Origin of the sequence: Shewanella sp. (assembly GCF_048265805.1) — a bacterium.
In the GTDB taxonomy this organism is placed as follows: Bacteria; Pseudomonadota; Gammaproteobacteria; order Enterobacterales; family Shewanellaceae; genus Shewanella.
Genome location: NZ_JBLXAT010000050.1, coordinates 1 through 15751, shown reverse-complemented (window position 1 = coordinate 15751; position 15751 = coordinate 1). Strand labels below are relative to the sequence as shown.

Genomic DNA, 15751 nt, shown 5'->3' with positions numbered 1-15751 from the left:
TTGGTTATTTGAGCCCAGAAAACTTTGAATTAAAAAATAGTGCTTAGCAAAGTGTCCACTATTACTGGATCAGATCACTTTGAGCACAAGGAAAGTGAAGTGACAACGAGAAGTGAATTATTAGGCAAACTCAACACATTATTTGATGCTGACTCTGACGCTCCACCCGTGGTGACTTTAGACGAGTATTTCTCAGAAAATGACGATGAAGAATCTATCGTGCCCAACAACTGGGGATTTGGCAGACCATCTATCAAATTGATCTATAAACACTTTCAAGACATCGCCGCCAGAGCTGATGTACAGGGCGTTTATGTCGGCCTGCATGATGAGTGGCCGGAATCGTTCGATGACGATGAATTATGGCCTGCCGCTGAAAACATTCATATTATTTCCTCCGCCTCATTGTCTGAGGTAGAAACTTGGCTCGAAGCCATGGAGACCGATGGCGTTAGCGCTGGCTGGCCGTATGGCGAGCATAAGTTGTCGCCAAAGCCTCAAGCTGGCTATACGCTTTATACCGTCTTCTGGGACTAACCACTTTCAGCGGATAAAGCGCGCATAAACTCACTGCTAGTTTGGCAGCGTGCACTCACTTATCAGCATCGGTTTTTCGCTAAGCTATACAACGCCCTCAACATTAGCAGCAATGGATAACAGGAATACCAATGGATTTTGCACAACTGCTAGGTAAAAAACTCAAAGATGATCTGCTACTGGAAATATTTGCGCAATACGATATCAACGTAGTGTATGACTTCGATAAAACCCATGAAAACATGGAAGATCACTACTGGGCTGCAGCACCAAAACATGGCTTTCAGTTTCGCTTTAATCAAGCGCAATTATTGGATGTAATATTTCTATATATGGTGCCACGAGAAGGATTTACGCCAATAGATAAAGCCGAAATTGACGTACCAATTTATACGTCATTTACAGAGGCTAAGCAGGCTTTTGAACACAATGGCATCGCCTTTACTCAGTCACCAGTAGAAGATCCAAACAGCACCTGGTTTCAGCGATGGATAAAAGCCAACCACGGAGCATACACTGCGCATTATGAGTTCAAAGACCAGCAATTACGCATGATCACTCTTAGCCTTCCAAATGAGTAACTTATTCATTAATCACATGTTCTAGTTGGAAGTGTTGTTATATTTGCAGATTTTAATGTCATGCTTTTTTGCTGAAAAATGAAAATAACTTGTTTTATTTAAAGGGAATTTTATAAAAATGAGAACGTTGTCTTTCCTATTTGCTAGCCTCATCGTCATCTCAACGGCTTGTGGCGCTGCTGATGACCTACTAGGTTTTGATGCTGATGTCTCCGTTTCTGGCTTTTTCAGTCCAGAAATTAAAAAAATCAGTATATTAAACGTTTATGAAAACTCGTTTGCAGAGAAGGCTGGTTTGAAAAAAGGCGACACAGTCATTGAACTTGATGGCTGCGTGATCCGGCTGTGACGCCAATGTAGCCCAAAATTCATTAGAAAAAACCTCTGGAGATACTCTAGCGTTGTTGGGTCAGCATATGGATGGCAAGCAAGAGTTAATCAGTATTATTTTAGATTAAATCTACTAACCCACTGCGCTGCTTGTACATTCCGAAGCAAGTAAGTGACGCATGATATTTATATCGACCTTAGATTATGAACAAAGAAAATTTACTCAAGGCATTTGATCAAGCCATCATCGACCTTGAAGCCGCTGGCGACATTGTCGTAACGACCACGGTTTATAGCAAGATATCCACGTATTTATACTCAGTTGTGCGGGATGAATTAAGCGATGAATACAAGCAACAATCAACCGCGCTACCGTTGCCAGAACTCCGTATAGAGTCAACGCTCGCTCATTGCATTACTAAGCTCGAAACAATCTTTAACCTCAGCGCAGATGCTGCCAACCAACTGGCTTATCAGTTTTATGCATTGTGCCGTGAATGCCGATCCGAGCTAGAAATCGCTGATTACTTTTCCCATGAAGGTCCGTTTGAAATTGCATTAACGGCGTACTATTGCTGCCGAATGGGTAAAAATCGGTTTGGTAATTCTGATTATCTTGAATGGCGCCAGCCGTTTTATGATGAATTCGAACGCGAGTAAATTCTCGGTGCACTGATAATCTGAACTAGGACGACCTAAACGCTATGGAATTGCGACAACAACTCAATATTCAGCAAATTGCTTTAAATTCTGATGAAGTTTTGCCGAAGTTTGCCTACCGACGAGACTCGCCAGTGTATCCATTGGTGTGTAGCGTCAACCACACAATTTGCTGCCTAAACTCTCAGCATCTACAGCCCATTCCCATTTTTATTGAACGTATAAAGCGGTTTATGGATGAATACCCTAATTTGTCGGGGGCTGAAAATTACTACCCGAGAGTATCAGCATATATCGCTGATGTAGAAAGGTATTTAGTGGAAAATGGCGTATAAGCTTGCACTATCCCGCATTGCCAATCGATTGTGTTTCGCTGCGGTAACACCAGCTTCCTATGAGGATAAATAACATGTTCAAAAGTGCCGTATTGAATGAGATTCTCGCCGCAGAGCTGGGCCATAACAATGAGATAGCCGAGAATACTCAATGGCTGCCGCAATGCGAAAAACTTATCATTTTGGCGTACAAATTCTCGCGCGCATACGATGGTGCCAGCTACCGCGAATTGAACGACAACCATTATTGGTTTGCGGAGTATATCGACGGCAATGAGTGTCTCGCCTGTAAATTTAAAACGCATTCGAAGCCGTAACAGCAGCAAACCGCACTCAGGTCAACGCAGCTATACCAAGGTAACGCCATGCAACAGCCACTCAAACGCAGTCTATCGACTTACTGTGACGTAAATGCCATGGAACTCGTTAATGAAATTCCACGTATCAACCCAGCGGAATTAGCGCTTTTTAAGCAGCAACTTGCCAACGCAATCAACACTGGCAGCATCTCTGTTGCGGAATATGAAACCCTCACGGGTGATGAGTTTGAAAACGAAAGCGAGCTGACCCAATGGCTGATTGAACTGTGGGAAATTTTATTTGGTTGTTGGCGAGGTTAAGTCCGCAGATGTTTGGCTGATTCGTTGCAATCACTGAAAGCCATTTGATGATAGGCCTGCTGTTCCTTCACTAAATGAGTTGGGCACACAGTAGATAGGTGATGAGCCAATCACTACTAAGCTCATGAATATAGCTTTCAACGCCTCTTCAAGCGCAACAACAAGTTGCGCTCCGCCCCCTAAAACCCTCTGCGTTTCCAAAAGTTACCGATCTGCTCTTCCTCATCACGGTAGTGCACTTTAAAACTCTGCTCGGCCACAACTTGGCCACGAATTTCTAAGGTCATACGCCAGCGGCCGACTTTGTTTTCCAGCGGCGCCCAAATGGTGTCGCCGAGAAAAAACTTCCAATCGTTAGACTCAACGTACACTTCACCATCAAACGGCGCCATCACTTCACCGTCAGCGTCGGTAATATCGGGGTGGTAGATGCAGTAACGCATCAGTTGGTTTTTGGCTTTACGAATGCGGGCAACAAAACCAAATTCAATGTCTAACTCGGCAGGAATATGCACGGTTGCTTGTAGAAATTTAGGCAGGTCTTTGCTGTCCTCATCCCATTTGCTAAAGATGCCGGACTGTAATACGGTCACGTCAGGTTTGAGTTTCGACACTGGCGTTTTCTCTCTATTGCTGCGGTTTATGACTGAGGACGATTGCCTCCAATTGCGCCATAAAAAAGGCGGCACAGTGTAGCATGCCGCCCGATAAACTTCAGCCCAGCGCCTACTTCACCGAGAGCAATGCATTGCTGCCACTCAATGAAGCCAAGGCTAGCGCAGCATCAGCGGAAATTGACAACTGGCGGTAGCGGCAGTTTGTTGACCTTGTTGATCAAACTCTTTGCCACACACTTGGTTACCAGCGCGATATAAAATCTGCCAATGCGGTTTACCGTCGGGGTAAAACTGGCTCGAAATGCCCTCTTTTTTCAGCCGACTGAGATCAGGCACTTGCTTGCCATTCACGGTTTTACTTTCTTGCGCTTGCGACACCGTTTCACGGCTGACAATGCCATTACGATAGTCGCGGTCAATCACTTGGTTGCCATTCAGCAACTGGCGGCTTTTATCCAATTTGCCATCACTGCGGACGCAGCTGTATTCCTCTAACCCTGACGAGGTGTAGTGTTCAGTACATTGACTCATGCCATTAGCAAAATAGGTGTAACGCCAGCCAAAACGTGCTCCAGCACGGCATTGTTCGCCATCAGCAGCAGTACAATATTGGGTGATTTCGTCGATGTGTTTATCGTCGGCAAAGTGATATGCCATCCCCGCTTTTTGACCGTGTTGATAATCGGCCACTGTGGCCAAACCATAGGGTGCGCGCGGTTTAAACCAGATCTGTCGCCCGTGCATTTCTACGCCAGTACGACCGTCATTGAGTTGCATATTGTGCAACTCTTTTAACTGGCCGCTGTGTTCATCAAAGGTCAGTTGCAGCCCCACAGGTTCACCATGTTGGTACTGCTCTACCTTGAGCAGACGCTCATCGTCATAGTTAACACTTAAGCCATGTTGCTCACTTACCCAAGTGCCAGTGCCATCTTTAAACGCCCGATAGTGACGTTCACGGTACAACTTGCCATATTTATTAAAGCTCAGTTCGCTGCCGGATAGCTGCCCATGGCTAAAGTGTTTAACCGCTTTGAGATTACCATCTTGACGGTAGTAGCTGGCTTCACCGTCAAGCAAATCATCAACATAATTTTCCCGCTCAAGTACGGTGCCATTATCAGCGGTTAGCAAGCGTTCACCTTGGCGTAAGCCATTTTGGTAGTGCAGTTTTTCCGTGCCATCGCCGAAGCGATTCAGCCATTCGCCCTGCTGTTTACCTTGAACATACTGGCCTTTTTGCTCTAACCGTTTGGGCACTTTGCCGCTGGCGTCTGGCTCAGACGCCGTGATTTGCCAAATTTCATAATTGCCTGCTAACTGGCCTTGTTGGTAGTTAGCCTCGCCGACCGGTTCATCGGTAAAAAAGGAATACAGCAGCCATTTGCCTTGACGTTGACCATGCTGGTACTCGCCTTGCCAGTAGCGATCGTCGGCAAAGCTTTCCGTCCATTGACCAACGCGTTGTCCATGTTGGTAGTCACCGGCCACCTCAATAGCGCCGTGGCGTGGTGATAGTTCCATGTAATGGCCGTGCAGTTTGCCCTGTTGATAATTGGCCTGCAGCACAATCACCATCTGGGTAGGCGAGGACGCCATGTAGCCAAAAACTGCGCCATGGTACTCACCTTGAGCGTTTTGATAGCCCACCTCTGCTAGCTCAAAACTCGCCGTTGATTTTTCGCCCCAATAGGGACGCTCAAAGGTGGCGACTAACTCATAATCACTGTTTACTTGGCTCGCCTCAGCTTGCCCCTTTTGCTGCGGAGCATGAATGGGATAGCGCAGTTGATATCGTGCTGCGAGTGCCACCTTATCAGTGGGTTTATCTTTATCGGTAAAATATTGAATCGCTTTTGGGGCAACGCCGAGGGTGCCGTCTAACAGGGCTTTGATGTTGGCATCGTCCAACTGCGGTTGCTCGTACTGCTGTACATAACTTTGCGGTGGCAGTTGCTGCAGCGCCTTGCGCACGTTAACTACGGTAAAGGCTGATAGTGTGGGAACGAGGCGATCAAGCTGCGTTTGCACTCGCGGCAACGGCATCCAACCCTCCATTTCATTCAAGCCATAGGCACGTAAATGATCGCCGTTGCTGTCATGCAACATAACGATCACTTCGCGCTGCTGATCACCGTCGAGATCTTGATAGAACACTGCCACCACGTCAGTGCCGTTGGCATAGCTGTCGAGTGGTTGGCCTTGCTCGCCGTTGAGGTAAGCCGCTAATTTATCGCTTTGTTGATAGAAGCCCAACTGATTGTTGTGGTCGGGTAATTCGAGGGGGCCGTGGACTAATTCGCCTGCCCAGACTTGACAGGTAACGGCCGAAAAAAACATAAATTTAAACAAAAAATGAGTCGCTTTACTGCTCATGCAATATCATCCTTGTACTCGGGGCAGTTTATCCTTAGTGTTTAATTTTTGTTCAAATTAAACGCATTATGCTCAAGGCGCAGCCAATGACGCTTAGTCAACTAAGCAAACTGGAGACTACAAAGTTCAGGAGGCGTTTAAATGAACCCTTCGGGCAGTGACATGGCGCAATTTATTCAGCGTTAGGTGATATTTGTGGAGAATACGGCACATCACCTGCCTTGACTAAATCACGCTCTGTCTACTGCAAAAACAACCAGCAAAGATAAACAGCCCCTAACAACTCTGCCATTCGCTGGCGAAAAACAGCCAGTACTTTATCAGTTTAGCCTGCAAGGTAATACGGATAATTGTCATAAAATGTCAAAAACAATTTTCCAGCAGGCGTTGTACTTGCGCAAGTTGAGGTGGGTTAATCAAGAACAACTTTTTGATTAACCGTGTGAACTTGTCTTAGGGGTTTGAGTCATAACGCTTAACCAGCGGATGACCGTAATTGTCAGATTTGATGAAGGAATATCAAATGAAGTACCTACCCTTGGCGCTATTCAGCTGCGCCTTACTCAACGCTTGTATGACCAATAGCCCGAGTATTGAGCCCTGCCCACCAGGTGGCTGTACTGACGATAACATCGTATATGAAGGCGGCTATACCCGGCAGTTTCCTGCTCCCGCTAATTGCGATGAAGTGCACGACACGAAAGCAAGAAGCAAATGTAAAAGCCAAGCGGCGATTCTTACCGACGCCATCAAGCAACATCAATCACAGTAATTAACGATTGGGAGCCAGTAAGTGACGCACTGTAGTATGCAACGTTGTTCATTCGCCCTGTTCATGCTAACGATGTTAAGTGCGTGTAGTAGTCAATATACCAATGCACCATGTAGTTCCGGCCCCGCTTGCGCCGCCTTTACTACCGCAGCTGGGGTAATCGATGTCTTAACCGACGACTCGCACTCAAGCAACGCAGAAGGTTGTGCCAAGTTGACCGGCACCAAGCAGCAAGAGTGCATGACGCAGGCCAAAGCGTTGAGTGAGTCGATCGATAATCGCCGTAAACAGCTGTAACGGGTTGGCAGTAACCGCATTTTTAAGGGAACCAAAATGTCTTATCCATTACCATCAGGCGGCCGTCCGCTTAGCAGCAGAATACTGTTATTAGGTCTGGGGCTAACGCTCATTGGCACGCTAAGTGGTTGTGTCCAGAGCCAAGCACAGCCTTGCCACAATGCTGACTGCCTTTATTCAGTGGCAGAATATGCAATAAACAAAGCGGTTGCCGAAGAGGTTTATAGCCCCGAGATCAACAAAGCCATATATGGCCCCAAAGCACCGACAACCGCAGCGCTACCAGATGGCTGTGCCAAACTCAAAAGCACCAAGCAGCAAGACTGCCTGAAACAGGCACAAGCCCTTGCTGATGCGATAAAACAGCGCAAGCAAAATAACGCGGACAACAGCCAATAGAGGCTACATGCTGGGGTCTCTATGTATAGTCGCACAAGTACACCTGAGGATTCGGCCGTAGGGTTGCGCGATATGAAATCGCTGACAGATGCGCCGAACTGATCAACGCCTAAGCCACAGCAGATTGCCAAGCACAGCTAGACGCTATTAATCAACGTCATCCCCACTGATAAGCCGCCGCTAAAATGATAATAGGCCACCTAGGTGACCTATTATTTGCAGCAATGATGCCGCGCAACTACTCATCAATCTTGCAGTTAGCACTCTCAGCCGATGGTTCACCGAGCAGATTCAGCTTTTGACTACAAATCATTTTGCCGTTTTTAAACAGATATTTATAAGTAGGTTTGCCGGTAAAGCGACTGTACTGAATCACCACGCCATCGCGGCGTTGAGAGGCAAAGCCATACACCTGTTTACCCTTAATTGTCGTGGAGTAATTGGCAATGAGCGGTCTCTCTTCCTTCAATGCACCAGATGAGTAATAGCTACGCTTCACGGCACGATCTGCCGCCGTCAGCTCTTGGCTCTCACGTAGTTCACCGCTGGCACTGTAGCATTGAACCCCCTGCTCTTGCCCTTCGACATAGTCGCGCATGCACTTAACGTTGCCATCCTCGTAAAAACTACGACGAATACCGCAGCGGAAATTTCCTGGCGGGTAAGCATAAGGTTTGCCTTGCCATGTTTGCTCAATTTGCTGACACCAAGGTTCGACCTCTTTCAACGCACCTGTGGGGTAAAACTGATAGCTTGCGTCAACATTGCGGCCGTTCCATGAGTGATAAAAATAGGTGAGCACGCCAGCGTCATTTAGGCGACCGCCAATGCCTTCTTGCTCACTGTTAGGATGGTAAAACGATTTTAGCTTGCCGGTTTTTGAGTGGAACTCATAACGCATGCCCCAGCGCTTATCCTGCTTGTAGCCTTGTACATGCTCAAGCTGGCCTTGCTCATCAAAGCTGATGGCAGTGCCCTGTTTCAACGCAACTTGTTTACCATCTTGCTCGGTAATGACATACGGTGTAATCCAGCGTGGCTGACCATTTTCATAAAACGACAGGAAATTACCTTGTTTCAGATTATCACGATAGTGCACCTGCTGCTTAAGGTTGCCGTTAGGGTAAAACTCGCGCCCTAGCCCATTACGTTCACCATTTTCGAACTGATATTCGCTAATGAGTCCCCCCGCTTTATCAAACGTTTGGCTAGCACCATGGCGTTTGCCTTGATGAAAATGCTCTAGCACGTATTGCGCTTGAGCGGGATGCTCAATCCGCCATGTTCCCTCACGTTTGCCATCCACATAGGGCCCTTTGCCATTACGCTCAATCCAGTCACCTTGCTTGACGCCCATGTCATAGCGACCTTTGGCATATAATACCCGCGCTGAATGATCATCTTGGTGATAATCCGGTTGCGTCTCTTCATAGTCACCATTGAGCGTGCCCTGCTCATAGTGAGCAAAGCCGACTTGCTGATCATCAAAGCCGAACTGTAGCCATTTGCCCTGCTTTTTACCTTGTTGGTAATCGCCTTGCCAATAATCGCCCGTTTCATCGAGTTCAGTCCATTGCCCTTGGCGAACACCCGCTACATAACTGCCATGCAGCGCCAATTGCCCACTGCGCTCAAAGAACTGTTGATAATCACCATCAAGTTGATCGTGCTGATAATGGCTGACCTCGGCTAACTCAACCCAGCCATCATGACTTGGGGCATATTGCACCGATTCACCCGCGTACTGACCGAGATCATCGGCCGCCATATAGCCCACAGCACTGACAATAAAGCCGCTGCCATCGTTGTGCATGTTATAGGCGGCGCGGGAATACTCTTGCGTGAGATAAAACGTTTTGCTTTGCCCGGCCACCGTATCGGTAATACTGTCGGGATATTGCACATAGTAGAATTCAGCACTAGCGCGGCCTGTCACTGGCTGACCGTTGGCATCGCGATAGCCTAAAAACTTGCCAGCCTGGGGGTATTCACCGTTCATCAACTGCTCTAACAGTGGGTCGGTGATATTGCTGGTGCTGTAATGTACGAGGAAGTTTTCCAGCGGCCATGCTTGTAACCCTTTACGGGTAGCGGCCACGGTGAACGGTGTGAGTTCAGCGGACAATGTGTCTAACTTCGCTTGTGCTCGCGTTAACGGCCGCCAGTTCATGTCATTGACGCCATAAGCAGTTAGCCGCTGTCCCGCGCTGTTTTTTTGCATCACGATCACTTCGCGCTGCGCATCGCCATCAAGGTCTTGGTAAAAAACCGCGACGATTTCGGTATCTTTGCTAAAGCTATCAAGCGTTTGTTTACCTGTGTATTCGCTCTCCACCAACGCTACTACCGCATCGTCACTTTGCTCAAAACTGAGCGTTTGTGGCTCATCTTCATCAGCGGGGAGATTGAGTGGCCCGTGGATAATTTGGCCAGCGTAAGACATGAACGAACATAGCGATAAGGCAGCGACGACAATAAGCTGTCTCATTTACAGCATCCTTTTTATCAACATGAATTGATGAGCCATTCCATATGCGCTGACTCGGCGTAGAGAGGCCATGTTGCTGACAAATGACCTGCGAATATCAAACTAAAACAATAAATTGCTTGCGGAGTATACACAGTTTGTCAGCACATCGCACACACGGTGGTGACACCAATATCACACTCTGGCTACGGGGTGCGGATGCCAAATAAGCCACCCAAAGCAATTGCCACGAACGTGGGATGGATCGCCGTAAGCACTCAAAAAAGCCTTTAAAATTAGCATGAGTTTAAGTAGTAGTGATTAACCTTGTGACCAGTCAGTTTGAGTTGTTAGCTCCGGGCGGTGATCTCGCCTCCATCCATGCCGCCATTGCTGCGGGCGCCGATGCTATCTATTGCGGTTTAGGCCGATTTAACGCCCGTAATCGCGCCGAAAACCTCACGCTTGGGCAACTCAAAGCGGTACTACCGTTGGCACATCAGCACCAGTGCAAAATCTTTGTCACGCTCAATATTATGCTGTTGGAAAGCGAGCTTAATGCGGTGGTGAAACTGCTCAACCAACTGATGCGGATTGAGATTGATGGGGTGATCATTCAAGACCTCGGCCTCGCCTACTTGCTGAAGCAGTATTATCCGATGCTGGATCTGCACGGTTCTACCCAGCTTAACAGCCATAACTGCGGTCAAATCCAACTGCTGAAACAACTCGGTTGCAGCCGCGTGAATCTGTCACGCGAATTAAGCATTGATGAGATTAAACCGCTGGCACAATTTGGCCTACAGCACGATGTCAAAATGGAAGTGTTCGTGCATGGCTCCTACTGCATTGGCTTTTCTGGCCTGTGTTATATGAGTTCGCTGCGTAATGGCGCTTCGGGCAACCGTGGCCGTTGCAGCCAACCGTGCCGTGATACTTACCAAGCTACCGCCGTTGGCGTAAAACACCCGCTCAATATGAAAGACAACTCGGCTTATTTGGATCTGCCGATACTCGCCGATGCGGGCGTGTATTCACTCAAAGTGGAAGGTCGTATCAAGAAGCCGCACTACGTCTATACCGTGGTGCAACAGTGGCGACAGCAGTTGAATAGTTATGAGCAACGCGGCCAGTTGCTGACTGACACAACCGTGTTGTACAAGGTATTTAACCGCGATTTTTCCGATGGCTACTTGAGCGGCAATATCCATCGCCAGATGTTTATTGATAACCCGCGCAACCACGCCGCCGAGCACTTTGCCAACCTTGCCCAAGTCACCAACGACCGCGATAGGCAACGCATCAAAGTGCAAGTGTACGATGAAAACACCGCGATTATGGGCCAAGTTGATGCGGCCGTTGCTCAGCTGTTAACTGAGCCGGTAGTCGCGCCAACACCACATAAGATTGCCGATGTGCAGCTGTCCAAACTGCGTGACCATGGCAGCCATAACACGGCCACCTTGTCGGTGTTGTTATCCAACCCGGCCGATATTGCGTTGAGTAACGCCGCCGAACTGCCTGAAAACGTGCAATTTTACTGGCTAGTGCCTGCCTCTTTCGCGCGCGATCTCGATGCCACTCTCGCCATATTTGCCCAGCATCCGCAGCTGCTGCCATGGTTTCCGGCAGTGTTAATTGGCGACAACTACCACGCAGCAATCACGCTATTAAACACCGTTAAACCGCGCACCTTGGTGACCAATAACAGTGGCGTGGGTTTTGCGGCGCAGCAGTTAGGGCTGAGCTGGCAAGCGGGCCCGATGATGAACATCAGCAACTCTTATAGCCTCGCCTGTTTGCAACAGGAGTTTGGTGCTAGCGGCGCCTTTATCTCGAACGAGATTGCTGGATTTCAGATGAAGCACATCAAGCGTCCGGCCAACTTTAGCTTGGCCTACATGCTGTTTCAGCCGTGGGCGTTGCTCACCAGCCGCCAATGTTTGTTCCAACAAACGGCGGGCTGTCGCAAGCAGAAAATCACTAAAAGTTGTTTGCCGAAATGCAATAAAAGCACCACGCTCACCAATGAGCACGGCGAATCATACCGCATCCAAAAGCTGGCCGGACAACACAACGCCATTTACGGTAATGAACACTTTATGAATCTGTCATTGGTGCGTGAGCATGCCGACATGTTTAGTGAGCTGTTTATCGACCTGAGCGATATTGATACCGCGACAGCATGCGGCCTGAGCAAGGCCGAGTTGATTAACCAGTTTGCTGCACTATTGGATGACACGCAGCGCGAGCGAGCGCTTGTGTTACTGAACCAGCAGATCACGCCAACCACCGAAGGCCAATACCACGCCGGGCTATAATGCGCGCCCACAATGCCCATGAATCGCTGCCGTTGTCTTATAGAAATGGCAGCTTGCCCCGTTATTGCCGACTTAACGCACAAATAACCGTATTTTTGCAGCAGAATATGTTGCGGTGCACGCAGTTACGGTTAATAGTTTCACTGTTAAAGCAGTGTTGCCGAATGCCAAACACTCAGGAAGCCACAAAAACAAAGCGAGATAGCCATGTACAAAGCTCTTTTACTGGGATTAGCCATTGCCATTGGCTGGCCTGCGGCAGCAGATGATACCGCCACCGAAGCGCAAGCATTAGCGACGTTACAACAAGGATTACAACAAAACATCACTGAGCTGAAAAGCAGTAAAGGCGAGCTAAAAGCCGTGAGTGAGTTTCGTATCAAACAACAAGCGCAAGCATTTCGAAATACCCTCAAGCAAGCACTAGAAGAGGATAATCCCAATGCTGAGGTGTTATTGCCTTACGTGCAAAAACATCAGCAACAACTACAAGCGTTTGTGCAGTACATCAATAACGAAATGGCACGTATTTCGGCGCAACTGGGCAGCGATAATGACGCGCAGTTGATGCTGGCACTCTCGCGTCGCAATCTGGAAAAAACCGATTTCTACCGTAATCAATTAGAGTTGCTTAACTGGGCTGACCGCTTAAATGCCGATACCAGCAGTGAGCGACAAACACTGCAACAACAACTGCAAAATCAAGCTACTCACCTACAGAGTTTGGTGAGCTATAACCAACAGCAGATGTCGGCATTGGTTGAAGACGTTAATGCCGCAGGTAAAGATGCCAGCAGCGAACAACGCGCCCAGCTAGGCGTGCTTAAAGAGCGCCTAAACAACAACAGTACCGCGCTGGGTGCCGATATCACCATGCTTGATAGCTTAGGTGTGGATACTAACGCGCTGAAGCAAAGCTTGTTTGCCGTATCAGGCAACATCACACAAGACGTGTTTAACGTCAGCTTTATTTCACAACTGTTTGGCAATTGGCTGCATATAGCCGAAGCCAGCATTGTGGAAAATGGCCCTAGCCTCGCCGTTAAAGTGTTGGTGTTTTTGATTATTCTGTTCTGCGCCCACCTGCTGGCTAAACTGACCGAACGCTTAGTACGCAAAGCGGTAAGCAATTCAAAACTCAATTTCAGCATGCTGCTGCAAGACTTTTTTAGCGGACTATCAGGCAAAGTGGTGATGACCATCGGCTTGCTGATCGCGCTATCGCAACTTGGCTTTGAGCTTGGCCCTTTGCTGGCAGGCTTTGGTATCGCCGGTGTGATTATCGGCTTCGCCCTGCAAGACACCCTGTCAAACTTTGCCTCCGGCATGATGATTTTGGTCTATCGCCCCTATGATGTGGGGGACTTGATCAATGCCGCTGGCGTGACTGGCCGTGTTAGCCACATGAGCCTAGTGTCGACTACCATTAAGACGCTCGATAACCAACGCTTGATTGTGCCCAATAACAAGATTTGGGGTGACACCATCAACAACATCACCGCCGAACGCCATCGCCGCGTGGATATGACCTTCGGCATCGGCTACAGCGATGACATTGAAAAAGCGGAGAAAGTGCTACAAGAGATCGTCTCGCAACATCCTAAAGTACTGCACGATCCAGAACCTATAGTCAGGCTGCATCTGCTCAACGAGTCATCAGTCGACTTCATTGTACGGCCATGGGTACAACCGGACGATTATTGGATGGTTTATTGGGACATCACCCGCGCCGTGAAAATGCGCTTTGATGCGGAAAACATCACGATTCCGTTCCCACAACGCGATGTGCATTTTTATAAAGAGTAAGCGGCAGCCATGCGGGGGCGAGCGATAGCCACCGCACTCTCGCAGCGTAAATCGAAGGCAGCATTGCCAACAATTAACGCTGCCGCACCCAAAGTGCTGAACTTTACTCCTGAGCCTAGGGTTGCAGAGGTTGCTAACCTTGAACAATTACACGCACTGGGTCGGTTTTTTCAACATGCGAGCGCGTAAATCGGCACGGTAATAGTTGCTCGGTTCTATGCACAAAAGCGGCGGTTTTTACCGTCGCTTTTGTTTGATGTTAGTATGGCCACTTCTCAGCAGCTCTCAAGTTGCGCCCATGTGCTACTTAGCGGCTAACGTGCTAAACCGAGTGAGATAACATGCAGTCCGATCCAAAAAAACTCGTCGAGAAAAATCAGCAACTGATCCATTCCGAAGCCATGAAAGTGGTATCACACACCCAGCGCGAGCAAGGCGAATGGGTGTTGCATTCATTGATAGTGGCAGGCTGTGACGCACCATTTAAATTCAAACGCAAACAGCAATATCAAAACTTAACAGGAGCCAGAGTCAACATGACTTACTACCCAGTAAATGAAGTCGTCGCTGGCCTGAGTTTTGAATATATGAAAGTGGTGCGCATTAAGAAAAGTTAGTGGAGATGTATGTAACATGGTTATTCTGCAGCACTTGAATCCATATTTCTTAGTTGCTATCGGAAATACCTAGCGGTATAGCCGTGACTTTGGCTTCCGCTTTAAAAATCCACAATTAACGCATTTTCCCTATAAATTTCAGCGTGTTAATATCTTTATAGTTTGTGGTTTTTTATAAATATCATGCACTAAAGAGTGCTGATAATTTTATTAGAGCAAAGCTGTTAAACAAGTTACTCTGATAGTGATGGATTACATTAAGGAGATACGACGTTGAAGAGTGAATTGGTCAATATTTGCTATGAAGGTGAAAGTGGAAATTCTGATATCAGAACACTAATTCACAATGGATTACTTCATATTTCTTTAAAGGACATTTTAGTCACTTTAAATAAGGAAAACAGGGAAATAAATGAAAATCACGCCTTAAAATCCATGGCTGGATTAATCAAAAATCAACTAAACGTATTAGATGAAGATGAGTATATATCTGTCCCATCCTCATCTCCAAAGTTTGATGGCGAAACCGAAATTTTTGTCACTCAGCCAGGACTCTATAGAGTCTTGTCTGGTGATAAAAGTATGGCAGGAAAAAGATTCCAAAAATGGCTTTACCATGAAGTAATTCCTTCCATCACAAAACATGGCGTGTACCCACCCCCACCAGAATCTAGAGGCTCGCTTCTCACTCAAATGGCTCAAGTAGTTGCGCAAAATTCTCAAATGATTGCAGATGCTTTAGCAAGACAAGATGAGATTATTCAAGATGTACAAACTATGAAAAGTACTTTAGGAGCTGTTGTTGAAGAAGTTAATTCTTTAAAACCCAAAGAATTAAATGACACCTTTATCGTTACTGTTCGTCAACGTTGCGAAGAATTAGATATGCCGCTTGATGGAAAGCAGGAAGAATTTTTAGTAGCTTGGTGTGACAACCTAAGCCCTGAAGGATCCCCTCATAAATCCGCCAGTGCATAGCCATTTTTTAAGAGCTGCTCAGCTAGAACTACCGCCGC

Annotated in this window: 16 protein-coding genes; 13 read left to right on the top strand and 3 right to left on the bottom strand. The window is 47.5% G+C overall.

Features of this window, described 5'->3' with window-relative positions:
* Nucleotides 1–99: 99 nt before the first annotated feature.
* The 6 genes from ACN0TT_RS19945 to ACN0TT_RS19920 all read left to right on the top strand — a co-directional run bounded on the left by ACN0TT_RS19945 (nt 100) and on the right by ACN0TT_RS19920 (nt 3063).
* Nucleotides 100–537: a hypothetical protein gene (locus ACN0TT_RS19945; RefSeq protein WP_417763875.1), complete on the top strand. Its 438-nt coding sequence runs from the start codon at nt 100–102 to the stop codon at nt 535–537.
* A 131-nt stretch (nt 538–668) separates the two neighbouring features.
* Complete coding sequence (locus ACN0TT_RS19940; protein WP_417763874.1) at nt 669–1118, top strand: hypothetical protein; 450 nt, start codon at nt 669–671, stop codon at nt 1116–1118.
* Nucleotides 1119–1236: 118 nt separating this feature from the next.
* Nucleotides 1237–1467: a hypothetical protein gene (locus tag ACN0TT_RS19935; RefSeq protein WP_417763873.1), complete on the top strand. Its 231-nt coding sequence runs from the start codon at nt 1237–1239 to the stop codon at nt 1465–1467.
* A 185-nt stretch (nt 1468–1652) separates the two neighbouring features.
* Nucleotides 1653–2108, top strand: a complete 456-nt coding sequence (locus ACN0TT_RS19930) for a hypothetical protein (protein ID WP_417763872.1) — start codon at nt 1653–1655, stop codon at nt 2106–2108.
* 409 nt (nt 2109–2517) lie between these two features.
* Nucleotides 2518–2760 carry a hypothetical protein gene (locus tag ACN0TT_RS19925; protein WP_417763871.1) on the top strand — a complete coding sequence of 81 codons (243 nt, stop codon included), beginning with the start codon at nt 2518–2520 and terminating at the stop codon, nt 2758–2760.
* Nucleotides 2761–2808: 48 nt separating this feature from the next.
* Entirely contained in the window at nt 2809–3063 is a 255-nt protein-coding gene (locus ACN0TT_RS19920) for a hypothetical protein (RefSeq protein WP_417763870.1), read from the top strand.
* Nucleotides 3064–3242: 179 nt separating this feature from the next.
* Here ACN0TT_RS19920 and ACN0TT_RS19915 read toward each other — a convergent pair whose 3' ends face one another.
* Both ACN0TT_RS19915 and ACN0TT_RS19910 read right to left on the bottom strand, forming a co-directional pair.
* Complete coding sequence (locus tag ACN0TT_RS19915; protein WP_417763869.1) at nt 3243–3677, bottom strand: DUF3859 domain-containing protein; 435 nt, start codon at nt 3675–3677, stop codon at nt 3243–3245.
* Nucleotides 3678–3836: 159 nt separating this feature from the next.
* Nucleotides 3837–6056, bottom strand: a complete 2220-nt coding sequence (locus ACN0TT_RS19910; protein WP_417763868.1) for a hypothetical protein — start codon at nt 6054–6056, stop codon at nt 3837–3839.
* Nucleotides 6057–6579: 523 nt separating this feature from the next.
* On the opposite strand from ACN0TT_RS19910, the gene ACN0TT_RS19905 reads away from it, so the two are divergent.
* From ACN0TT_RS19905 to ACN0TT_RS19895, 3 genes are read left to right on the top strand one after another with little or no spacing between them, the layout of a single operon-like run.
* On the top strand, nt 6580–6828 hold the full coding sequence (locus tag ACN0TT_RS19905) for a hypothetical protein (protein ID WP_417763867.1): 249 nt from the start codon (nt 6580–6582) through the stop codon (nt 6826–6828).
* Between the two features lie 21 nt (nt 6829–6849).
* Nucleotides 6850–7125 (top strand): hypothetical protein, encoded by a 276-nt coding sequence (locus ACN0TT_RS19900; protein ID WP_417763866.1) that lies wholly within the window; start codon nt 6850–6852, stop codon nt 7123–7125.
* A 36-nt stretch (nt 7126–7161) separates the two neighbouring features.
* Nucleotides 7162–7524, top strand: a complete 363-nt coding sequence (locus tag ACN0TT_RS19895; RefSeq protein WP_417763865.1) for a hypothetical protein — start codon at nt 7162–7164, stop codon at nt 7522–7524.
* 238 nt (nt 7525–7762) lie between these two features.
* Here the strand turns inward: ACN0TT_RS19895 and ACN0TT_RS19890 are convergent, their stop codons facing one another.
* The gene (locus ACN0TT_RS19890) at nt 7763–10012 is read right to left on the bottom strand and encodes a hypothetical protein (protein WP_417763864.1); all 2250 of its coding nucleotides are present in this window, start codon (nt 10010–10012) and stop codon (nt 7763–7765) included.
* Nucleotides 10013–10320: 308 nt separating this feature from the next.
* On the opposite strand from ACN0TT_RS19890, the gene ACN0TT_RS19885 reads away from it, so the two are divergent.
* The 4 genes from ACN0TT_RS19885 to ACN0TT_RS19870 all read left to right on the top strand — a co-directional run bounded on the left by ACN0TT_RS19885 (nt 10321) and on the right by ACN0TT_RS19870 (nt 15713).
* Nucleotides 10321–12312 carry a peptidase U32 family protein gene (locus tag ACN0TT_RS19885; RefSeq protein ID WP_417763863.1) on the top strand — a complete coding sequence of 664 codons (1992 nt, stop codon included), beginning with the start codon at nt 10321–10323 and terminating at the stop codon, nt 12310–12312.
* A gap of 207 nt (nt 12313–12519) precedes the next feature.
* Complete coding sequence (locus ACN0TT_RS19880; RefSeq protein ID WP_417763862.1) at nt 12520–14118, top strand: mechanosensitive ion channel domain-containing protein; 1599 nt, start codon at nt 12520–12522, stop codon at nt 14116–14118.
* 341 nt (nt 14119–14459) lie between these two features.
* Nucleotides 14460–14735, top strand: coding sequence for a hypothetical protein (locus ACN0TT_RS19875; protein ID WP_417763861.1), 276 nt, complete (start codon nt 14460–14462; stop codon nt 14733–14735).
* A 273-nt stretch (nt 14736–15008) separates the two neighbouring features.
* Complete coding sequence (locus tag ACN0TT_RS19870) at nt 15009–15713, top strand: Bro-N domain-containing protein (RefSeq protein ID WP_417763860.1); 705 nt, start codon at nt 15009–15011, stop codon at nt 15711–15713.
* Nucleotides 15714–15751 lie beyond the last annotated feature (38 nt).